The sequence below is a fragment of the Shewanella ulleungensis genome, from assembly GCF_014648315.1.
Taxonomy (GTDB): Bacteria; Pseudomonadota; Gammaproteobacteria; order Enterobacterales; family Shewanellaceae; genus Shewanella; species Shewanella ulleungensis.
Window position 1 is genome coordinate 151,550 of record NZ_BMQW01000008.1, and the last position, 21,709, is coordinate 173,258.

Sequence of the window (21,709 nt, forward strand, 5' to 3'; positions counted from 1 at the left end):
TTTCTCATCGTCCCGACGAGTTTAATGAAGTTGCATTTAATAACGTTGAAGTGAACCAGAGTAACATTTATCCAACTCTGGAGTCTGCGAAGCACCACGACGTTAGTCGCCGTCGGCCATAAAAGGCCTAAGCAACCATAATAATTCAACTTGCCTCTGCTTCGCTTAATATCCTTTATTGTTTACCGTTAAGCTTAATCGCCATTGTTCTCGAAAGTCTTTTTGGATACGTGAATGGATAAGCAGCGTTATCACCATCGCTAACAATCCACCCAGGCTGGCGAGTGCCATATCCTTATGCGCATCCCAAATATCACCCTGGGTACCTAAATACGCCATGCCAAGCTCGCCACCAAATACCTCTGCGGCGCCCCACTCCACTAACTCATATAACATCGATGTCGACATAATCAGGTTTAACGGCGTGAAATAGCTCCAAAAGCCTTTCACGGCAGCAATCTTGCAATACAGATCTCTCACTGGGTACGCCAGTAAAAAACCGTATGCGAAATGAATCAATCGATCAAAATTATTGCGATTCCAGCCCATATATTCATTAAGGCTAACGTTAAAATACGACAGTAGAAATTCATCATAGGGAACATTGGAATAAGTATAATATGAGCCGATTTCATGCAAGCTCATAAAGATAAATCTCAAGCTATAAGAAAGTCGCGATAATGGGCATTTTTTATAGGTAAACACCACAAAGATGACAGATAAAACAACTAATACATTCTCAAGCGCCCAATCGGCTCTGTTATAAGGATTGATAGAAATAACAATAAATTCAATAATAAAAATGATTGAAAGCAATAAAAAATATCGTTTATGTTCCATAGTATGTTGGCCATTGTGAATTAAAGATATTTTATGGCATGTAACGGCTTACTTGAGGCTTGCCTCTCAACATCACCGATTAAACACATCTGATGACCGATAGTCACGGATGAATACTGCTAGAAAACCATAAGCAACAAACACCTACGACTCACAGATTGAATTTATCACTGCGTCATTATTGATGATACGCTTTATTTTTATACAATAAACCCATACCGCAATATTTCAATGGCCAATGGTTTATTTAACACGACGTATCATCTCTGATTGTAAACAAGAATAAACCTTAACTCTTTACCTCAGTGTGGGGAAATGCCACGACCTTGTGGCCGCAACAAAAACAAAAGCTAACACCTGGATCCCGGCTCAAAAACATTGCCGGGAAGACGAATTTTATGAAGACAGGTTTAATGAAGTCGAATTTAGTGAAATTGAATGGAATTGAATGGAGTCAAAGTAACATTTGTCCATGCTCTGGAGTCTTCGAAGTGCGACGATGTAGCGCTAGTAGGTCTAAAATAACCGCAACCAAACCATAAACAAAAAGCCACTCCGACATACACTGCCGGAGTGGCTTTTTAGCTATCAGCTCTTAGCTGTCAGCTAATCCATTATGACTAACGTAATAGTAATAATGGGATTTTGCTTTTGCTGATCATTCTGGTGGTGTTGCTACCGACAAAAAACTCGCGAATACGCGAATGGCCGTAAGCACCCATAACCATTAGATCGATATTATGCTCGATTTGGTATGCTTCTAACGCCGCTTGAACTTCACCCTGACACACAGCAGTGCTTACGTTAAAATCTGCACTGCTTAAGGTGTCTGCTGCCGCAGCAAGCTCAGCACTGGCTTGAGTTTGATTGTCTGATACCATCACTAAATGACATGCTAGGCCTTTAAGCAACGGACTGGCTGCAACACGAGCAAGGGCTTTTTTAGCCGTTGCACTGGCGTCGTAAGCAAAGATAAAACGCTCAGGCGCGGTAAACTCTGCCATTACGACTAAAATCGGTTGCTTAATAGTACGGATAACACTCTCAATATGGCTACCAATCGGTTGGTCTTGGTGCTGTTCACCTTGACGTCCCATAACCACTAACCTTGCATTGGGCTCTTGTTCTAACAAGGTTTCAATTAAATCGCCGTGGCGTTGTAAAGTATCGACTGACACTGTCGCTTGTTGGTCAGAAACCCGCGTTTTAGCATCTTCGAGCATATATTTACCTTGCTCGAGTGCCAGTTTGCTTCTGCGCCCTTCAAGCTCAACCATTTCGTCGAGTAGGTGTTCACGCGTACCTAAACCAATGCTGCCAGATAAATTCAATTGTGTTGGATACACAGATTTATCTAATACATGTAACAAGGTCACTGGGGCTGTCATTTGAGTCGCAGCCCACACGCTGGCATCACAAACCGCTAAGGTGGCTTTTGAACCGTCGATACAAGCAATCACATTTGTCATTATTGTTCTCCTTTTGTGGTGTTGCTCAAGGTTAGTGACCAGACATCATTTTTTCGACTTCTTCAGGCTTATCGTGCACCCCAAATTTATCAACGATGGTCGCACTAGCTTCATTTAGGCCAATTAAATCAACCTCGGTGCCATCACGACGGAATTTAATCACCACTTTATCGAGTGCCGATACTGCGGTGATATCCCAAAAATGCGCTAATGATAAGTCGATAGTCACTTTATCAACCACTTCTTTAAAATCAAATGATTGGCTGAACTTGTCGGCAGAGGCAAAAAACACCTGACCAACGATTTGATAATGACGGCCAGTTTCAGCGGTAATCTCTGAACTTTTAACCACCATGAATCGGCCCACTTTATTGGCAAAAAATAATGAAGCCAATAACACCCCTACAAATACCCCAATCGCCAAGTTATGGGTAGCAACAACCACCACAACCGTGGCCACCATCACAAGGTTTGTCGACATTGGGTGATGTTTGAGGTTACGGATTGAATCCCAAGAGAAAGTACCGATAGACACCATGATCATTACCGCGACTAATGCCGCCATAGGAATAAGCTTTAACCATTCACCGAGGAATACGATTAAAATCAGCAAAAACATACCCGCTGCAAACGTTGATAAACGCCCACGACCACCCGATTTTACGTTGATAATCGATTGGCCAATCATGGCACAACCCGCCATGCCGCCCATTAAGCCTGCACCAATGTTGGCAATACCTTGACCTTTACACTCACGGTTTTTATCACTTTGAGTGTCGGTTAAATCATCCACAATGGTGGCTGTCATCATTGATTCAAGCAAACCAACAACCGCAAGGCCTGCTGAATATGGCAAGATGATCATGAGGGTTTCAAGGGTTAATGGCACTTCTGGCCATAGGAAGATTGGTAAAGTGTCGGGCAGTTGGCCCATGTCACCTACGGTACGCACATCAATGCCCATAAAGACTGCAAAAATGGTTAAACCAACAATACACACTAACGGTGACGGTAATGATTTACCAATAACCGGAATCAGTGGGAATAAGTAAATAATCCCAAGGCCTGTAGCGGTCATGGCGTACACATGCCAGGTCACGTCAATCAGCTCAGGCACTTGCGCCATAAAGATTAAAATCGCTAAGGCATTCACAAAGCCAGTCACCACCGAGCGCGACACAAAGCGCATTAAGTTACCCAGCTTTAAGTAGCCTGCTGCAATTTGGAATACACCGGTTAATAAGGTAGCAGCCAATAAGTACTCAAGGCCGTGCTCTTTTACTAAGGTCACCATTAACAGTGCCATTGCACCCGTTGCGGCAGAAATCATCCCTGGGCGGCCACCGGTAAATGCAATCACTACCGCAATACAGAACGAAGCATATAGCCCCACTTTAGGGTCTACACCTGCAATAATAGAAAAGGCAATCGCCTCTGGAATTAACGCCAGCGCAACCACAAGACCGGCTAATAGGTCTCCGCGAATGTTGGAGAACCATTCTTTTTTCATGGTTTGTATCATGTTATTCACTCTGTTTAAAATTCAGTCATTTATTTCAATAGTACGTGCTTATCCGAAACTGAAATATCGCCTACAGCTTCTAAGATGTTGATCCGTCATGCAACGAGATGCTATTAAATATGGGGTAAAGCAAAACAGCCACTACAGATGGATTGTAGCAATCCAATAAGGGAGGGTTTAACTAATGCGGCTTAGTTCATGCAAGATTTTACTTTGAATACACTGATGCACCTCAAAGCAGCGACAAAGAATATAGTTCAGCCCGTTGAAAGTCAAAATCTGTCAGTAAAATAGTCAACATTTCGCCTTTAGCGCCTGATTTAGTGACCCTTGTTACCAATATCGTTAGCGCTCGACTTGATACTCAAGCGAAGCGTTGATGACAGGAGTTACCTTTAAGTAGCTCACAGTTTTTTGAGCGCTTAATGTGCTAATGATCACGATTCTACCTTTATTAAGACCAAAAACAGTGAACAATTGGTTAAATTTGTAAATAAATAGCTTAATTTATGTGCTTTTTCAGGTTTATTTAATCTTTGCGCGGTTTTACTGACCTTAACTACTTTCAATTAATAGCCGCTTCTTGTTATTCTCCTGCCGTACAACAACTCGCAGTGTTTTAATGCGACTACCAATTCTTTTACGCTCAGGCGGAAACGTTTTTTGAATCCAACTCTTTGCCAAAATTTTGTTACGCAGCTAAGTCGCATAGCAAGATTGTCCAAACTGAGTAAAGCACATTTAACTTTGTGTTTCGGATTACTATTGCTGCAACCTTTAGCCGATGCCTTATCGATTTCGGTTGGTCACTTTATTGATATTAGTGAATTTATCGCTATAGCCGACAGCCTACTGGCTGAGTTTGTAGGCGCTGGATTGCTCAGCTTGATTATTCTTAACCCTATGGTTATTGAACAATTTTGGCGCTTGTTTCATCTCAATTCTAAATTTAGCAATCTGCTTGAACTCAGCGATGCGCTAAGTGCATTATCTCCTGTTATTCCTAAATCGTTAGACTATACGGCACATGGCTGCCGCGCCCCTCCTCGTTAATTTTCGTTTTAGCTCAACTCTGACAACAGGTTATTCATAACACGTTGATGTTATATCAACGTGATCAGCGATTGCTCATTTGAGCCTTGCTGAATGCCACCTGTTGCTTTCAATCTGTCACAGGTATCTCACTGGCAGCGTAGTAAGTTATTAAGGTTAGAGGAATCTTCCTTTGTTTATTCGAAAATTAAGTACAGCAATGCTGGCGGTTGGCGCATTAATGCTAGCCGGCTGCGAAGGCGGCGTGCTCGACCCTAAAGGGCAAGTCGGCATGGATGAGAAACATCTCATCATTGTGGCAACATTATTGATGCTGATCGTGGTGATTCCGGTTATTTTTATGACGCTCTATTTTGCGTGGAAATACCGTGACGGACGCGATCACGAAATTTATGCGCCTAAATGGGCTCATTCAAAAACCATCGAAATCGTGGTGTGGCTCATTCCGGTTGTGATTGTAATTGTGTTGGGTGTTATTACGTGGAACTCAACCCATAAACTCGACCCTTACAAGCCGCTTGACCACCACGCTAAACCGATTACCGTGCAAGTAGTATCACTCGACTGGAAATGGTTATTTATTTATCCAGAACAAGGCATTGCGTCAGTTAACGAATTGGCTTTCCCAGCCAATGTACCGGTTAACTTTAAAATCACTTCAGACACGGCAATGAACTCATTTTTCATCCCACAGCTAGGCAGCCAAATTTACTCAATGGCAGGCATGGCAACTAAGTTGCACCTTATTGCCAACGAACCTGGCACATTTAAAGGTATTTCAGCTAACTACAGCGGTGCTGGGTTTGCAGGTATGAAATTTAATGCCATCGCCACCCCAACAGCTGAAGACTTTGACGCATGGGTCGCCATGATTAAACAGCAAGAAACAACCTTGGATGTTGCGCAATATAAGCTACTGGCAAAAAAGAGCGAAAACAACCCTGTGCAGTACTTCGGCTCAGTGCAAAAAGGCATGTTTAATTACGTAGTAATGCAATACATGGACCCGAACTCAAACATGAAATCGATGGGCAGCATGGAAGATATGGACCACGATCAACACATGCAACATATGAAAGACATTGATGCTACACAACATTCTGAACACTCAATCCCAACACACTCAACCACAGAGCCGTCATCGACTGTTTCTGGGGAGGCGGAGTAATCATGTCATTTTTTGGAAAATTAACTCTCGAGTCCATTCCGTATCACGAACCCATTATTATGGTGACCCTTGCGGTTGTCGGCGTGATTGGATTGGTTATTGCTGCGCTCATTACAAAGCATCAAAAATGGGGCGTACTTTGGCACGACTGGCTCACGTCGGTTGACCACAAACGTCTTGGTATTATGTACATTCTGTTGGCATTAGTAATGCTTATCCGTGGTTTCTCTGACGCAATTATGATGCGAACCCAACAGGCGCTTGCCACTAATGGCGCTGCTGGATATTTACCACCAGAACATTACGACCAAATCTTCACAGCCCATGGCGTGATCATGATTATCTTTATGGCTATGCCATTTATGATTGGTTTAATGAACTTAATATTGCCGCTGCAAATTGGTGCCCGCGATGTGGCGTTCCCGTTTTTAAACAACTTAAGCTTTTGGCTCACCACATCTGGCGCGGTGTTAATTAATATTTCGCTTGGACTCGGTGAGTTTGCTAAAACGGGTTGGGTAGCATATCCACCATTATCTGAGCTGGCTTACAGCCCGGGAGTGGGGGTTGATTATTATATTTGGGCCTTGCAAATATCGGGCATAGGGACAACCTTAACTGGGGTTAACTTTATTGCCACGGTATTAAAAATGCGCGCCCCAGGCATGAAGCTAATGCAAATGCCGATTTTTACCTGGACCTGTACCTGGGCCAATATATTAATTGTCGCCTCGTTCCCCATTTTAACCGCGGTGTTAGGCCTATTAACCCTAGACCGTTACTTAGATTTCCACTTCTTTACTAATGATGGTGGCGGTAACGCCATGATGTACATCAACCTGTTTTGGGCCTGGGGACATCCTGAAGTATATATTCTGATTTTACCGGCATTTGGTATTTTCTCAGAAGTGATCTCAACCTTTACCTCAAAACGCCTGTTTGGCTACAGCTCAATGGTATGGGCCAGCGGCGCGATTTCTATCCTTGGTTTTATTGTTTGGTTACACCACTTTTTTACCATGGGCTCAAGCGCCAACGTCAATGCCTTCTTTGGGGTAATGACTATGGTAATTGCGGTGCCGACCGGGGTAAAACTGTTTAACTGGTTATTTACCATTTACCGTGGTCGTTTACGCATTACGGTTCCGGTATTGTGGACATTAGGCTTTATGGTCACCTTTACCATTGGCGGCATGACCGGCGTATTACTTGCGGTACCAGGGGCGGATTACGTATTACACAATAGCCTATTTTTGATTGCTCATTTCCATAACACCATTTTAGGTGGCGCAGTATTTGGGTACATGGCAGGCTTTGCGTTTTGGTTCCCTAAAGCGATGGGCTTCCACTTAAATGAGCGTTTAGGTAAAGCGTCATTCTGGTGTTGGCAGGTGGGTTTCTACGTGGCGTTTATGCCGCTGTACGTACTTGGATTCCTAGGGATGACACGTCGTATTAACCACACAGACAATCCAGCATGGAACTTCTGGATTTACTTTGCTGCGGTAGGTGCCTTTATCATTTTAGCCGGCATCATTTTACAGTTTGTTCAATTGTATGTGAGCTTTCGCGACCGTGAGCAAAACTTAGATACTACTGGCGACCCGTGGAATGGCCATACTTTAGAGTGGTCTACCTCGTCACCGCCGCAGTTTTATAACTTCGCAAAATTACCCCATGTCACAGACATTGATGCCTTTACCGATATGAAAGAAAAAGGCCAGGCGTATCAACGTGAGCAAGCTTATCAACCAATCCACATGCCTAAAAACACTGCCAGCGGTATTTTCATGGCGGCGTGTATAACCGCTGTTGGTTTTGCCGCTATTTGGCATATTTGGTGGTTAGCTATTGCTGGACTTGCCAGTGCATTTGTACTGTTTTTAGTGCGCGCTTACGACAACGATGTCGACTACTACGTGCAACCTGATGAAGTCACACGCATTGAACATGCACACCTAGATAACGTAGTGAGGGGCTAATTATGAGCATTGCTATCCAAGCAGATTTACATGTGGCTCATTCTGATGAACATGAGCACCACGACACTAGCGGTAATACCTTGTTCGGTTTTTGGATTTATCTGATGACCGACTGCATTTTGTTTGCCTCGGTTTTTGCCACCTACGCAGTATTGTTTATGAACACTGACGGCGGCGTATCGGGCAAAGATATTTTTGAACTCGACTTTGTACTTATCGAAACCGCCGCGCTATTGGTCAGTAGCATTACCTATGGCGTAGCAATGATTTGCGCTAAACACCAAAAGAAAGCGGCAACCTTAGGCTGGCTATTAATCACCTTTGCGTTAGGTTGTGTGTTTATTGGCATGGAAGTGTACGAATTCCACCACTTAATTGAACACGGTAACGGCCCTGATCGCAGCGCCTTTTTATCGGCCTTTTTTGCCCTAGTCGGTATGCATGGTTTACATGTCACCGCAGGCTTAATTTGGATGCTGATTATGATGGTTGAGGTATTAACAACCGGCTTAACCAATCGCAGCGTGACTCGTTTGAGCTGCTTAAGTTTGTTTTGGCACTTCTTAGACATCGTTTGGGTGTGTGTGTTTACCGTTGTTTATTTGTTAGGAGCCTTGTAATGAGCCATGCACATTCAAGCCATGATGTTGGCGATTTTGCAGCCAGCATCAAATCGTATGTTGTCGGTTTTGTATTGTCGGTAGTATTAACGGCTATTCCATTTTGGTCGGTGATGACACACCAGTTTGATCATGCAACCACCATATGGGTCGTAGTGATAACCGCAATAGTGCAAATTGTGGTGCACTTGAAATACTTCCTCCATTTAGATTTCTCTAAAGAAGGTAAGCTCAATACATTCTCATTCTTATTCACCGCCTTGATTATTGTCATGGTGGTGGGGCTGTCTGTGTGGATTATCTACGCAGCTAACGAATTGATGATGTAACCCAAAGCACTAATGAACAATCAAGGTCAACTTATGTCAGCACAATTAACCTCACGCTTACGAGGATATGTTCAGGTCACTAAACCTGGCATCATCATGGGCAATTTAATTTCTGTCGCGGGCGGTTTTTTACTCGCGGCTCAAGGTAATGTTGATTTGACCTTGATGTTTGCCACCATGATAGGTTTGTCTTTGGTGGTGGCGTCGGGTTGCACAATCAATAACTGTATTGATCGCGACATCGACGCCAAAATGCAGCGCACCTGTAAACGCGTTACCGTAACAGGTGAACTGTCCATTTCATCGGTATTGATGTTTGGGTTAGGCCTTGGCGCAATTGGATTTGCTATGTTGGCAATATTTACCAACAGCCTAGCAGTACTGTTTGCCGCCATTGGCTATGGGGTTTATGTCGGCGTGTATAGCCTGTACATGAAACGCAACTCGGTTTACGGCACCTTAGTGGGCAGTTTTTCGGGTGCTGTGCCACCGGTTGTGGGGTATTGCGCGGTTACCGGGCAAATGGACATGGGCGCAGGTATCTTGCTGCTGATGTTTAGCCTATGGCAAATGCCTCACTCGTATGCAATTGCCATTTTTCGCTTTGACGACTACGCCGCGGCTAACATCCCGGTGTTACCCGTAGCAGAAGGCATGGCTAAAGCCAAATTACATATTGTGTTATACATTGCCGTATTTGCCTTAGTGAGCGTGTTACTGCCATTAGCCGGATACACTGGCATCGCCTTTACTGCAGTCACTTGCGCCACCAGTTTTTGGTGGTTAGCTATGGCCCTTAAAGGCTATCGCCAGGACATCAATTTGCAGTCTTGGGCCAGGCAGGTATTTGGATTTTCTATTATCACCATTACCGCATTAAGCGTCACCATGGCATTAGATTTCCAGGTTGCAGCTCAAGCGCCACTGCTGACATTAGTACCTTAACCTGACACCCCTATTTGCTTTAACATAAAGCCCGTAAGCCTATGCTGCGGGCTTTTTATTTGCTTAATCAGCAATATTGACTAGGGTTAAAGCTCATTTAAATTACCGCATGATTAAAGCCACTCTAAAACATAAAAGGATATTATGTTTACCGCGTTAACAACACAATGGCTTACTTGCCTCATCAAACCTGCTTGTTGGTTATTGCGTTTATGTATGCTGTGCATAGCGTTACAACTGTCACTAGCGGCAACCGCTAGCGCGACATCGCAAACATTAGCCTCAAATGTTGAACCCGCCCTATTTGGTAATTGGATAATCGACACGCCTGAGCGGATTAGCTTATTACAGCTAAACCCAAACCAAAGCTACTTATACATTGAATTTAACTTGCTAGCACCACACCAAAGCGTGGCCGAATGGGGCCGACTCGCTATTGCGCCTAATGGCGTGCGCTTTATTGCCAGTTATACTAATAATCCACACGAGGGTTTCGTGGCTCACCACTTTACTCATCCCACACACCAAATGACACTCACAAAAAGCAACACGGACTTACTGCTCAATGTCGATAGCAATGCCGATAGCGTTACTGATAAACAATATCGTTATAACCGCAACACAACCCACCCCGTCTATGGCGTGTGGCACCAATTGTCGACTCCCGCGTTGAGTAGCTTAGTACTGCTAAACAACGGTTATTACGCCTCAGTGCACATTAACTTGCATCAGGATCCACATACCGATGCCCACATTACTCACCTACAATGGGGCCGCTTTGAACTACACTCACAACAACTCCATTTACAGCCTATTTTTAATAGTCATCCACAGCATATATCTTCATTGCCTCGCACCATTAACAGCACGATTTCTCAATCTAACAGACAGCTGGCACTATCATTTCAGTTAGACGGCAACACGAATGACATTGAAATAAATCGTCGATATGGGCATTAATACAAAGAAATGATGAGGCGAAATAAAATGAGGTTAAGCACGGCTTAACCTCATCAAAACTTAATAAGTTGTGTAACTGTTTGCATCGTCTAGCTGAGCTAAAATGGACTTCACTAAACTATCACGCGCCACCAAGTTAGGATCCATTGCAGCAAACTGCGCTAACATTGGCTCGGGTAAGTTGTCGAAAAAGATAATATATGGCTGGGTAAAGTCGAGTGTCGGCACAGCCTGTTTTAAAGACGTATTAGTCGCGCTAAAGTGACTACTATCTTTAACCCATTGTTGCATCACTTCTGCCCACAATGGTTGCTCACTTAGCTGGCTCAGGTAGGTTTCTGCATCTTGTTTACTTAAAAATTGTTCCGCTTTTACATCATAGATATATAACGCAGGAAACTGTGGCTTAGTCGTTTGCGTCGACACTTCAGAATAAAATGCCTCTTTTAAGTGATGACCTAAAGGCAATACATCTGCTGCACTTGCAAAACTACTTGTGACTAGCAATAAACCAGACAATAAAGTGGCATAGTTAATTTGCATCATTATGTCTCCAAGCGTTGCATGACGACATAAAATTAAGAAAGGTATAAGGCGACGAAATTTTTGCAGAGAACGGGAGTAACATAGCAAATCCTTTTGTAAGTACATAATAAATTGAGCTTATCGCCATTAAAGCTTATAGGCTGTTTTTTTTGTGTCAACAAAGAATTAGCTTATTTTTCAAACAAACAATAAGTGCTTTACTTACATGGTTTGATTAGATTAAATGGATAAAACGATATAAATGGAATTATAAAATGTTTGAAATCCCAAAGGATAAAAACCGTTTTACGCATATAAAAACGCTCTCAATTATTATCATTACGTGTTTATTACTAGGTTTAATTGCGTTATTTTTCGGTAAAAATGCCCTCTCCAACTCATCATCAAATTCGCCGAGTGCACTCACCGAAGCAAATCAACAGCCGATGCTCGTGACAGTTTCAGGCTATGGCAAGTTGGTTCCCAAAATCCAACGGGGGATCAATACCATCAGTAGTGGCCATATCGTCGAGGTACTGCAACAGCCCGGTAATGTCGTCAATGAGGGTGATGTGATCCTTAAGCTGAACAATCCTAAATTACTCCGGGCTATGGAAACCAGTGAACTGGCGTTACTCGAGGCGCAGTCTAATCTAACGTTAATTACAGCAGAGTCTCGCCAAGCATTAGATGATCAACAGGGAAAAATGCGCTTGGCTAAAGTGCGCTTAGCCTTAGCTCAAGCAGAGCTTAGCGCACATGAAAAGCTTAAACAAAATCAGGTTATTTCTGTTTTAGACCTGCATAAAGCTCAAGTTGCTTGGGAGCAAGAAAATGCTATTTTACAAATGGAAACCAGCCGCCTAGAAACCTTACAACAAACCCGTAAAGCAATTAATGACTCAGCACAGTACCGATTAGAAAAAGCGCAAAAACAACGAGAGCTACTGGTGTCTGAAGTCGATCAGTTAGCCATTAGTGCCAGTATGGATGGCATGCTAACAGAACTGGCTAACGACCTAGACATTGGAAGGTATTTAGACGAAGGGCAGATAGTCGGCATGATTGCTGACTTATCTCAATACTATGCCCGCATTAACATTACCGCCAATGATGCTGAGTTTGTAACCCCTGGCTTACCCGCTCGCGTTGCGATTAAAGGCATTGATATTGTCGGAAACGTTACCCGTGTGGAACCCACCGTCAATAATGGCAGCGTTGAAATTGATATTAGTTTTAACGGTGATTTACCCTCGTCGGTTAGACCTAATATTGATGTTAATGCCGTTATCGAAATTGCCTCACATCAAAAAACCTTAGTGATAAAACGCCCTATTGGCGTCATTAGGGGTCATCGCCAGTATCCATTATTTGTACTTAATGAAGAACTTGAACAATTTGAAATGCGTCAAGTTAGCATAGGTGACATTGCCGGGGAGCAAGCACAAGTTATCGCAGGGCTACATCAAGGAGAGCGTTTGTTATTGCAAGTACCGCCGCACCTGCAAAATAGCGTTCAATTTAGTCAGGGAGCACTACATGAATAATAACGTCATCACCTTATCTGGACTGAACAAATCATTTAAGCATCAATCAGGTGATAACCCAGTCTTAAAGCAAATTAACTTACAGATAAAAACTGGTGAAATGATTGCAATTTTGGGCGCGTCTGGCAGTGGTAAATCGACTTTGTTATCAATCCTTGGTTTACTAGATATAGCAGATACGGGTAATTACAAACTATGTAACCAAGACGTTAGCGCATTGTCAGCTTATCAACTCAGTCAATTACGTAACCAACATATTGGTTGGATATTTCAAAACTTTAATTTAATTGCAGACATGACTGTCGCTGAAAATCTAGCCGTGCCACTACGTTACAATACTGCCGTCAACTCAGCACAATACGCTGAACGCATCAACAATGTGCTGACGCTCGTTGGGTTAGCAGATCGAAGCTCTTTTTATCCAGATGAACTCTCTGGTGGACAACAACAGCGCGTTGCCATTGCGCGGGCACTCATCTGTGAACCTGACATTTTATTATGTGATGAACCCACGGGCAATTTAGACTCAAGCAATGCCGCAAAAATCATGTCCTTGTTAGGTGACTTGCACAAAAAAGGCAAGACCATTCTCATTATCACTCATGACAATACTGTCGCAGAGTGCTGCGAAAAAGCTTATAAAATGCATGATGGCGAGCTCTCACCTCTTGAAGATGAGGAATACAAACGTGCTGTTTGATCTAAAATATGGATGGAGAAAATGGCGAGGACAACGGGGCATTTGGGCCGTATTGATTGTCAGTTTATGCTTATTTTGCAGTTTAATTGGCTTTGTAACGAATCTACTTTGGTTATTAAGTAGTGATAGACCTCTGTGGGTAAGCCAAAAATCACCATTAGTGACCATCGCGAACCAAGATTTTAATGCTAATTTACAGCCTACATCTGAATTCGATATTGCCTTACTAAAGCAGTTATCGGTGGTGAAATCGGTAGCCAGTATCGCGATACAAACAGCCACTGTATCGGTTAACACAAAAGAAGTGCCAGGCTTACGTATAGGCTTTTATTCTGACACGTTACTGCCCGTGCTAGGCTTACCTAAACCGTTTACACAGCAAGGCTTTGAAGCCAAAAACGTCATCTTGTCGTCTCAATTCTGGCACCAGCACGCCAATTCAGGCGATATCTCTCTTCTATCGATGCATTATCTCAACCAAGCTTTGCCTATTGCTGGCGTGGCCCCTACATCAATGGATAAAATTGGCAATCTTCAAATAGACCTATGGTTACCTGACAGTTATTTACTGCTCGATGTGCCGCAAATGTTTGCTGATAATCCAACGCTCTATATCAATAGCAAAACCGATCGCTATGGTTTTGCATTATTACAACAAACCGTTCCAATTGCTCAATTGCAGCAAGCTTATTCAACCTTAAAAAAACAAACACCTCGCCCACAAGGTGGTTTTATCGACAGTCAGTTTACTTCATGGCTCATTGACGGGGTAGAACTGAAACCCGTTGAACGTGATATGTTACACAAACAAGCATGGATATTATTGATTCTTATCGCTTGTTTTGGCTTTATTGTGTTCAGCGGTATCGTATCAGCATATTTACAACATGGCATAGTGCGCCAATCTGAAATGCAACTAAAACTGGCTTTAGGAGGTGACAAAAAACAGCTAATAATCCAACTGTTTAACGAAAACATCCCAGCCTTTCTTGCGCTTATTATTGTCGCCCCTCTGCTCGGCTATGGCATTGGGCAATATGTTAGTCAAATTCCGGTTTATCTCAGTTATTTTGATGATGGTTTGTCATTTAACCTTGGTTTATGGACCGCTGCAGTGGCCATATCTATAACACTATATTGGCTATGCTCCCAAATTCCGATGCTCGGTATTATGACGACACAATTTAGTCGAGGTCGGCATGGACAAATTAGCAAGACACAAAAACGTATGGGGCAACTCACTTTAATTGCTCAACTCACAGTCATTATCAGCGTCATCATTTTGTGTTTGGTATTATCAGTTTCAGAGTGGAAAAAATACCAAAAAGTCAGCATCCCAACCGACCTATATAGTTATGAGCCCAAAGTCACCAGCCCATTATCACTCGCACTGACTGCCGAGCAAATCGAAGGTAAATGGCAAGTGGATGGTAAATCGATTGCGCTATCATCAGCGATGTTTACTGCTCTAGGGGAGCAAGATTTACAATATAAAACACTCAATAGCCCAGGGGCAACCAAGCCTGTAAACAGTCTTTATGTGTCTAGCAACTTTTTTGAGTTACTTGGAATAACAACACTTGCTCACACCAAACTAACCGCCACAGGCTTAATAATAAACAAAACAATGGCAATGCAACTCGCTGACGAACTAGGCTTTAACAATTGGCGAGATGTAAAAGGCACAACACTTAGCGTATCTGGATTTTATTACCAGAAACAACTCACCGTCCAAGGGATCATTGAAGATCAATTGCATTTTGGTCTTAATCAAAGCCCGACACCGGTTATGTACTTACATTTAAGCATATTTAATCCGTTGTTTGCTCACCGTATTGCGCCTGTTTTCTATAGCAGAACGGCCATACCAGAACTTACTGCATCACGAATAAATGAGTGGGCTTCGTTACAATCGCCTCATTTAACTTATGCTTTTGATGGCAGTCTAGCGCAACAAATTGTTAATACTAACTCTGCAGGTAAACTATTATTTATCACTTCGTTTGCAATGGCTGTGATGATAGGTTTACTGGTTATTTTTACCTTGTATTACCGCTTTCACTTCGCTGTTAAAGTGCAACAACTCAAATTGGCCATTTTGCTCGCTGTCGGAGGTCAAAAAAACACGTTAACGCTACAAATTATCAAGATGAACATACTGTTAATGTACATTGCGGTTTTATGTTCAGCGCTACTGATGTTCAGCGTTGATGAATACACTATTGACCTACTTGGGATGTCGATGTTGCAACCAATATTATGGTGTTGCGCCGTTATTTTTTGCACTTTATTAATAGTTGTTATTACCTTTTTGGCGACTAAACGCATATTACGCCACAGCATCAGTCGCTTATTACAAGGATAAATATACCTTCGATATCGACCACACCACTGATCATTTGCCGCTTTTTAAGCAATAAAGCGGTATTTACAGCTATTTAGTTACAATTTCTGCTGCAATCAGCTATTCAAATTCAAGTGATTACACTTCATACTGAACCATTGCTGGTATCAATTTAGTGTTTAAAGGATATTCCATGGGCCAAGAAACCTCTAAAATCCTCGTTGTCGATGACGACATGAGATTACGTTCATTATTAGAACGTTACCTGCTTGAACAAGGCTTTCAAGTACGTAGCGCTGCCAATGCTGAACAAATGGACCGATTACTTGAGCGCGAAAACTTTCACCTTTTAGTACTCGACTTGATGCTACCCGGTGAAGATGGCTTATCCATTTGCCGCCGTTTACGCCAGCAAGAAAACCCAATTCCTATTGTGATGCTCACCGCGAAAGGCGATGAGGTAGACCGTATTATTGGCCTTGAACTGGGCGCCGATGACTACTTACCTAAGCCCTTTAACCCACGTGAGTTATTAGCACGAATTAAAGCGGTAATGCGCCGCCAAACTGCTGAGGTGCCGGGCGCGCCTGCACAGCAAGAAGAAATGATTGAGTTTGGTGAGTTCTCGCTTAATTTGGCCACGCGTGAGATGTTTCATAACGAAGAAAGTATTGCCCTGACTAGTGGCGAATTTGCCGTATTAAAAGTCCTGGTTAACCACCCTCGAGAGCCATTATCGCGCGATAAGTTAATGAACCTCGCTCGCGGCCGAGACTACTCAGCCCTTGAGCGCTCTATTGATGTGCAAGTGTCACGTCTACGTCGTTTAATTGAAAAAGATGCCGCCAACCCGCGCTATATTCAAACGGTTTGGGGTTTAGGTTATGTGTTTGTACCCGACGGCACCACGCGTAAGTAATTCATGGAACTAAAGTTAAAATGGTGGCAACGCTTCTTACCGCGAAGCGCCTTTAGCCAAACGGTATTGCTGATTGGCAGTTTATTACTGATAAACCAATTAGTATCGTATTGGTCTGTCGCCGTTTACTTTATCAAACCCAGTTACGAGCAAATTAACCAACTGATTGCACGCCAAATAAACATATTATTTGTTGATGGTGTTGATGTGGGCCGCGAACATCTCACTATGGTTGACGCCTTAAATGCCAAGGTACGTGACGATGGCATGACGGTTTACAATCAAAAACAAGCCCAGGAGGCCGGACTCGGCCAAGCCACCTATTACAGTTTTTTATCTGAACAGATGTCAGTGTATTTGGGCGGTGAAGCAGAAGTACGCTTTTCTCAGGGCGAAAATCTCGACGTGTGGATTAAGCCACCGCAAGCTCCTACATTATGGATTAAAGTGCCGTTAACCGGCATTAACGAGTCTGACTTATCACCTTTAACCTTATATTTATTAGTGATCGGTGCGCTTAGTGTCGCCGGCGGCTGGTTATTTGCTCGCAGGCAAAACAGGCCACTAAAACGCTTACAAAAAGCCGCTGTTGCGGTATCTCAAGGCGACTTTCCGCCGACATTGCCGTTAAGCGGCTCAACTGAAATTGTTGAAGTAACTCATGCGTTTAATCAAATGGCGCATAGCATGAAGCAACTTGAACAAGACCGCGCCTTACTCATGGCAGGTATCTCGCACGACTTGCGCACGCCACTGACACGAATTCGGTTAGCGTCTGAAATGATGGTTGAAGAAGACCAATATTTAAAAGAAGGCATCGTTACCGACATTGAAGACATGGATGCCATTATTAACCAATTTATTGCCTATATTCGCAACGACCGTGAAGGTGTCCGCGAGCCCGATCAAATTAACCGTTTAATTCAAGAAATTAGTCAACAGGAATCTCACCGCGAAGAAACAATAGAGCTATCACTAGCCAACTGTCCAGACATTGCCATGAATAGCGTTGCGATTAAACGTGTATTGAGTAACCTGGTAGAAAATGCGTTTCGTTATGGAAATGGTTGGATCAAAATCAGCTCGTACCGCCAGGAAAAATCTGTCTGTTTTAGTGTCGAAGATAATGGCCCAGGCATTGATGAGTCTAAGATCGAACAGTTATTTCAACCATTCACTCAAGGCGACTCTGCTCGCGGCAGTGTAGGCTCAGGCCTAGGGCTGGCGATTATTAAGCGGATTATTGACCGACACCATGGCAAAGTAACACTGTCTAACCGCCCCGAGGGAGGATTAAAAGCTGAGGTTTGGCTGCCATTAATGGATACAAAGCTCGCTGATAATTAATATCGACAAGTACTGAACTGTCTAGATACCAAAACACTGAGCATTGCTGTTGAACCCTTACCAGTTTGTCAACCAATGACAACCGGGTAATGACCATACATTAAATTGCACTACTTACCGCTTAACGCAGCTTAACACTCCCCTCCTTTTTATCATTCATACAAAATACAACAAGACATTGATATAAAAGAAAATAATTCAAAACGCATGGTTGTAAAATATGCCCGACAGCACACGATAAACTGTAATATTAGTGCCATAAAATACTCACAATGGAAATTGTTTGAGTTTGATTAAATGAAAATATCAACCTTATCACTTGGTGCATCGGCGTTATTATTGATCCTCGCAGCCTCACTGGCTGCGACCGTGCTATGGAGTAATCAACAACGGCAAGCAAGTGAGCAACTCAATCAAAGTCTGCAGAGTATTCAACACACATTTCAATATGATATACGCCGTAATATCGACAATTATTTGCAAACGGGCCAAAGTAATTACCTAGAACAGGCTCGTGCAGACATTAGTAACATTACAAGCAACATCAATGTATTACAGCAAGCACATCCACAACTCGACAGCGCCTCGCTGACCCAATTAATGGTACAACTCACACAAGATTTAGACACAAAATATCGCGCAGCAGGTAAATTAGCCGGCAATCCACGGCAATTACTGGCTTATGCAGAATCAGAAATGCTTAGTCACAGCAAAAGCTTAAGTCGTTACGCGCAATCGGCGCCGCAAGATAATAGCGCGGCACAACAATATCTCACCCTGGGCACAGAATTGCCCAGCCTGGTGTATCAATTATCGCAGCTCACTCAAGCTTTATTAATTGAGAAAGATACCGGTGTTAGCAACAGCGTAAACTTCACCATTGATGCGTTAAACACCTGGCACGATCAATTACAGCAACTGCCTTTGCTCGGCATTTATCGCACCGAAGAAGTCGACGAGTTTGCCTTAGGTGATGACGAACCTGAGCAGATTGAAATTGGTGAGACACCCCGAGCAGAATTACTCAGTTTGACCCAACGCTATAGCAAAGAGGTCAGCAACACCGAAAGCATGCTTGAAGAGAATCAAACGGTCAAAAATGCGTTAATTAATGCCACCAGCCAGGTAGAGCAGCAACTCGTTACATTAGCTGAAACGCAAAAGCAAACAGACCAACAGTTAAAGCTCCGCTTACAGTGGTTACTGTATGGCATGGTTGGCGTGTTAGCACTATTTGCTGTCTGCTATCTTATTTTGCAGCAGCGCCGTGTAGTCACACCATTGAGGCACTTAAATCGTGCATTTTCCATGTTGAGCGAATCAAATCAGCGCGAACCTCTAGCAGTAACCAGCCAATGCGAAACTGGCCAAATTGCGACACATTTTAATCGCTTATTACAGCGGTTTGAACAAGAGGACGAGCAGCAAAAACACAATATGGCTGTCGTCTCTAAGTCACTACGCGACTTAGTCATTCAAATTAGCTCACTGTCAAATAGCACCCAAAAAACACAAACGGTAGTTCAACAAGCTCAAGGGCAAACAGCTGATTTAATTGAATTAGCCAACCAAGTAAACCAGTCGTCTAGTGAGTTAACAGACCAAGCTCAACAAACCATGACAGACATGTTAGCCAGCCAGCAAGAAGCTCAGGGCGTATTAACGGCAACCGAACATACATTGTCTACGGTCAACAAATGCAATCATTCACTTAATCAACTGAGTACCTCGGTGAATGATGCTGCTAAAATTGTTGATGTGATTGGTAATATTGCCGACCAAACTAACTTACTGGCATTAAACGCAGCCATTGAAGCTGCCAGAGCTGGCGAGCAAGGTCGCGGTTTTGCAGTTGTAGCTGATGAGGTGCGTAACTTATCTCATCGCACCCAGTTGTCACTCAAAGACATTATGGCAATATTAACTCAGCTAACCACATCGAATACTGCATTAAGCCACAGCGTAAATGACATAAGCGCTGCCTCTGAACAACAAAAAGTACGAGCTCAAAGTCTGCTGACTGTAGCCAAACAAGTGCAACAACAAGCCAGTGGCATGGCAAACAGTGCCAACCAGGGCAGCACACATGCTAAGCAGCAAGTCCACTATCTTGAAGAGTTTGTGTTAGCGATGGATAGCTTAATGCACCGAGCGAAAGATGCTTTTGAACAAAGCGAAACCATTGCGCTTGAGGTGAGTAACAGCGTCGATAATATTGAGCAAAACCTCGGGATAGGCGAAACCAAAGCGTAGACCTTTTATGTTTACCCATAAAAATGGACGCCACATTGGGCGCCCATTTTTATTCAATCTAATTATGAGTAGCGGTTTACAGCGCAGCCATTACTGCTTCTGCGGTGCTCACTTCAAATGATTTTGGTGCTTCAACATTTAATAATGTCACCACGCCGTTGTCGATAATCATCGCGTAACGTTGTGAACGCACGCCGCCAAAACCTGCGGTGTCCATTTCTAGACCAAGTGCTTTAGTAAAGCTTGCATCGCCGTCGGCTAACATCATTAACTCAGAGGCATTTTGCGCTTCGCCCCATGCTTTCATTACAAATGCATCGTTAACTGATACACAGGCAATAAGGTCAACACCTTTAGCTTTAAACTCGTCAGCTTGTACCACAAAGCCTGGTAAGTGAGCTTCTGAACAGGTTGGCGTAAATGCACCTGGTACAGCAAATAACACCACTTTTTTACCGGCAAATAATTCAGTTACATCGTGATTAACCATACCGTCTTTAGTCAGTTGGCTTAATGTAGCTTTTGGTAGAGATTGTCCTTTAGCGATCATAATCATATTTCCTTAAGGGTGAATAAATCGGTTATCTAGGGGCCAATATTTTACGGCAACCCACGTACAGAATGGATAATACTGACTCACACAAAATTGAGATCAACAGCCCAAGTAACATACCTATAGCAATGGCTTCGGGCTTTAATAAAATCACATGCGAATAATTTTTCCATACTTCAGCTTGAATGTCTGTTTGCGGTGCAAGGATCACTTGCTGATATGGGCTGTAACTGTGTTGACGAAAACGTGTTAATGCATCAGTTAACGCCACGTAACGTTGATAAATTGATTCAATGCTTTCACCACCCGCGCTGAAAACTGGATCATTATTTTGCCGATAATGGTGAATGAGCTTGCTGATATCGCCACCGAAAAAACGGTCGGCGTCGTGTTGAAATTCGGCCAAACTTTGCTTGGCTTCTAGCTGATGCGCTTCTAAGCGTTGGCCATATTGATCGACAAAACCAGGAACTTGAATACCAATCAATACGCCACAAACAAACAGCACTAAACGCAAGTAGTCCATTAAATGTTTAATCATGATGTCATCGGTTGAGATAGAGAAAATTAACAAGCGCCACAATATCACCAATCAGTTAACTACGCATCTTGTATAAACGGATGTTAATTTAT

The 21,709-nt window shown here is 43.1% G+C and carries 19 protein-coding genes; 13 read left to right on the forward strand and 6 right to left on the reverse strand.

The features are described 5' to 3' along the window. Positions 1-165: 165 nt before the first annotated feature. The 3 genes from IEY40_RS15320 to IEY40_RS15330 all read right to left on the reverse strand — a co-directional run bounded on the left by IEY40_RS15320 (position 166) and on the right by IEY40_RS15330 (position 3,831). A complete protein-coding gene (locus IEY40_RS15320) occupies positions 166-840 on the reverse strand; it encodes a DUF2238 domain-containing protein (protein ID WP_188957669.1) in 675 nt (224 codons plus the stop codon). A 620-nt stretch (positions 841-1,460) separates the two neighbouring features. After that, positions 1,461-2,309, reverse strand: coding sequence for a universal stress protein (locus IEY40_RS15325; RefSeq protein ID WP_188957670.1), 849 nt, complete (start codon positions 2,307-2,309; stop codon positions 1,461-1,463). Positions 2,310-2,340: 31 nt separating this feature from the next. Then, a complete protein-coding gene (locus IEY40_RS15330) occupies positions 2,341-3,831 on the reverse strand; it encodes a SulP family inorganic anion transporter (RefSeq protein ID WP_188957671.1) in 1,491 nt (496 codons plus the stop codon). Between the two features lie 765 nt (positions 3,832-4,596). Between IEY40_RS15330 and IEY40_RS15335 the strand changes: the two genes are divergently transcribed. The 7 genes from IEY40_RS15335 (at position 4,597) to IEY40_RS15365 (ending at position 10,888) form a co-directional block, all read left to right on the forward strand. After that, positions 4,597-4,884, forward strand: a complete 288-nt coding sequence (locus tag IEY40_RS15335) for a hypothetical protein (protein ID WP_229777131.1) — start codon at positions 4,597-4,599, stop codon at positions 4,882-4,884. A gap of 172 nt (positions 4,885-5,056) precedes the next feature. Next, positions 5,057-6,052, forward strand: a complete 996-nt coding sequence (gene cyoA, locus IEY40_RS15340) for a ubiquinol oxidase subunit II (protein WP_188957672.1) — start codon at positions 5,057-5,059, stop codon at positions 6,050-6,052. A 2-nt stretch (positions 6,053-6,054) separates the two neighbouring features. Continuing rightward, positions 6,055-8,034, forward strand: coding sequence for a cytochrome o ubiquinol oxidase subunit I (gene cyoB / locus IEY40_RS15345; RefSeq protein ID WP_188957673.1), 1,980 nt, complete (start codon positions 6,055-6,057; stop codon positions 8,032-8,034). A 2-nt stretch (positions 8,035-8,036) separates the two neighbouring features. Beyond that, positions 8,037-8,654: a cytochrome o ubiquinol oxidase subunit III gene (gene cyoC / locus IEY40_RS15350; RefSeq protein WP_188957674.1), complete on the forward strand. Its 618-nt coding sequence runs from the start codon at positions 8,037-8,039 to the stop codon at positions 8,652-8,654. Next, positions 8,654-8,983 (forward strand): cytochrome o ubiquinol oxidase subunit IV, encoded by a 330-nt coding sequence (cyoD, locus tag IEY40_RS15355; protein WP_188957676.1) that lies wholly within the window; start codon positions 8,654-8,656, stop codon positions 8,981-8,983. The genes cyoC and cyoD overlap by 1 nt, the downstream gene beginning before the upstream one ends. A 12-nt stretch (positions 8,984-8,995) precedes the next feature. Further along, complete coding sequence (gene cyoE, locus IEY40_RS15360) at positions 8,996-9,928, forward strand: heme o synthase (protein WP_188957678.1); 933 nt, start codon at positions 8,996-8,998, stop codon at positions 9,926-9,928. Positions 9,929-10,072: 144 nt separating this feature from the next. After that, complete coding sequence (locus IEY40_RS15365; RefSeq protein WP_188957680.1) at positions 10,073-10,888, forward strand: C15 family peptidase; 816 nt, start codon at positions 10,073-10,075, stop codon at positions 10,886-10,888. A 60-nt stretch (positions 10,889-10,948) separates the two neighbouring features. On the opposite strand, the gene IEY40_RS15370 is transcribed toward IEY40_RS15365, so the two are convergent. Beyond that, positions 10,949-11,434 (reverse strand): hypothetical protein, encoded by a 486-nt coding sequence (locus IEY40_RS15370; RefSeq protein WP_188957682.1) that lies wholly within the window; start codon positions 11,432-11,434, stop codon positions 10,949-10,951. 254 nt (positions 11,435-11,688) lie between these two features. Here IEY40_RS15370 and IEY40_RS15375 point away from each other — a divergent pair, with 254 nt between their 5' ends. The 6 genes from IEY40_RS15375 (at position 11,689) to IEY40_RS15400 (ending at position 20,523) form a co-directional block, all read left to right on the forward strand. Continuing rightward, the gene (locus tag IEY40_RS15375; protein WP_188957684.1) at positions 11,689-12,960 is read left to right on the forward strand and encodes an efflux RND transporter periplasmic adaptor subunit; all 1,272 of its coding nucleotides are present in this window, start codon (positions 11,689-11,691) and stop codon (positions 12,958-12,960) included. Next, positions 12,953-13,660 (forward strand): ABC transporter ATP-binding protein, encoded by a 708-nt coding sequence (locus IEY40_RS15380; RefSeq protein ID WP_188957686.1) that lies wholly within the window; start codon positions 12,953-12,955, stop codon positions 13,658-13,660. The genes IEY40_RS15375 and IEY40_RS15380 overlap by 8 nt, the downstream gene beginning before the upstream one ends. Continuing rightward, positions 13,650-16,025 (forward strand): ADOP family protein, encoded by a 2,376-nt coding sequence (locus IEY40_RS15385; RefSeq protein ID WP_188957688.1) that lies wholly within the window; start codon positions 13,650-13,652, stop codon positions 16,023-16,025. The genes IEY40_RS15380 and IEY40_RS15385 overlap by 11 nt, the downstream gene beginning before the upstream one ends. 172 nt (positions 16,026-16,197) lie before the next feature. Then, a complete protein-coding gene (ompR, locus tag IEY40_RS15390; RefSeq protein WP_188957690.1) occupies positions 16,198-16,923 on the forward strand; it encodes an osmolarity response regulator transcription factor OmpR in 726 nt (241 codons plus the stop codon). A 3-nt stretch (positions 16,924-16,926) separates the two neighbouring features. Continuing rightward, positions 16,927-18,270, forward strand: a complete 1,344-nt coding sequence (gene envZ, locus IEY40_RS15395) for a two-component system sensor histidine kinase EnvZ (protein WP_188957692.1) — start codon at positions 16,927-16,929, stop codon at positions 18,268-18,270. Between the two features lie 297 nt (positions 18,271-18,567). After that, positions 18,568-20,523: a methyl-accepting chemotaxis protein gene (locus tag IEY40_RS15400; RefSeq protein ID WP_188957694.1), complete on the forward strand. Its 1,956-nt coding sequence runs from the start codon at positions 18,568-18,570 to the stop codon at positions 20,521-20,523. 76 nt (positions 20,524-20,599) lie between these two features. Here the strand turns inward: IEY40_RS15400 and IEY40_RS15405 are convergent, their stop codons facing one another. Further along, positions 20,600-21,073 carry a peroxiredoxin gene (locus tag IEY40_RS15405; protein ID WP_188735965.1) on the reverse strand — a complete coding sequence of 158 codons (474 nt, stop codon included), beginning with the start codon at positions 21,071-21,073 and terminating at the stop codon, positions 20,600-20,602. A gap of 31 nt (positions 21,074-21,104) precedes the next feature. Next, positions 21,105-21,617: a DUF2937 family protein gene (locus tag IEY40_RS15410; protein WP_188957696.1), complete on the reverse strand. Its 513-nt coding sequence runs from the start codon at positions 21,615-21,617 to the stop codon at positions 21,105-21,107. Positions 21,618-21,709 lie beyond the last annotated feature (92 nt).

Excerpts from the sequence above, each read along its gene's own strand:
- IEY40_RS15320 (WP_188957669.1), bottom strand. The coding sequence starts at position 840 with ATGGAACATAAACGATATTTTTTATTGCTTTCAATCATTTTTATTATT.
- IEY40_RS15325 (WP_188957670.1), bottom strand. The coding sequence starts at position 2,309 with ATGACAAATGTGATTGCTTGTATCGACGGTTCAAAAGCCACCTTAGCG.
- IEY40_RS15330 (WP_188957671.1), bottom strand. The coding sequence starts at position 3,831 with ATGATACAAACCATGAAAAAAGAATGGTTCTCCAACATTCGCGGAGAC.
- cyoB (WP_188957673.1), top strand. The coding sequence starts at position 6,055 with ATGTCATTTTTTGGAAAATTAACTCTCGAGTCCATTCCGTATCACGAA.
- cyoC (WP_188957674.1), top strand. The coding sequence starts at position 8,037 with ATGAGCATTGCTATCCAAGCAGATTTACATGTGGCTCATTCTGATGAA.
- cyoD (WP_188957676.1), top strand. The coding sequence starts at position 8,654 with ATGAGCCATGCACATTCAAGCCATGATGTTGGCGATTTTGCAGCCAGC.
- cyoE (WP_188957678.1), top strand. The coding sequence starts at position 8,996 with ATGAACAATCAAGGTCAACTTATGTCAGCACAATTAACCTCACGCTTA.
- IEY40_RS15365 (WP_188957680.1), top strand. The coding sequence starts at position 10,073 with ATGTTTACCGCGTTAACAACACAATGGCTTACTTGCCTCATCAAACCT.
- IEY40_RS15370 (WP_188957682.1), bottom strand. The coding sequence starts at position 11,434 with ATGATGCAAATTAACTATGCCACTTTATTGTCTGGTTTATTGCTAGTC.
- IEY40_RS15375 (WP_188957684.1), top strand. The coding sequence starts at position 11,689 with ATGTTTGAAATCCCAAAGGATAAAAACCGTTTTACGCATATAAAAACG.
- IEY40_RS15380 (WP_188957686.1), top strand. The coding sequence starts at position 12,953 with ATGAATAATAACGTCATCACCTTATCTGGACTGAACAAATCATTTAAG.
- ompR (WP_188957690.1), top strand. The coding sequence starts at position 16,198 with ATGGGCCAAGAAACCTCTAAAATCCTCGTTGTCGATGACGACATGAGA.
- envZ (WP_188957692.1), top strand. The coding sequence starts at position 16,927 with ATGGAACTAAAGTTAAAATGGTGGCAACGCTTCTTACCGCGAAGCGCC.
- IEY40_RS15400 (WP_188957694.1), top strand. The coding sequence starts at position 18,568 with ATGAAAATATCAACCTTATCACTTGGTGCATCGGCGTTATTATTGATC.
- IEY40_RS15405 (WP_188735965.1), bottom strand. The coding sequence starts at position 21,073 with ATGATCGCTAAAGGACAATCTCTACCAAAAGCTACATTAAGCCAACTG.
- IEY40_RS15410 (WP_188957696.1), bottom strand. The coding sequence starts at position 21,617 with ATGATTAAACATTTAATGGACTACTTGCGTTTAGTGCTGTTTGTTTGT.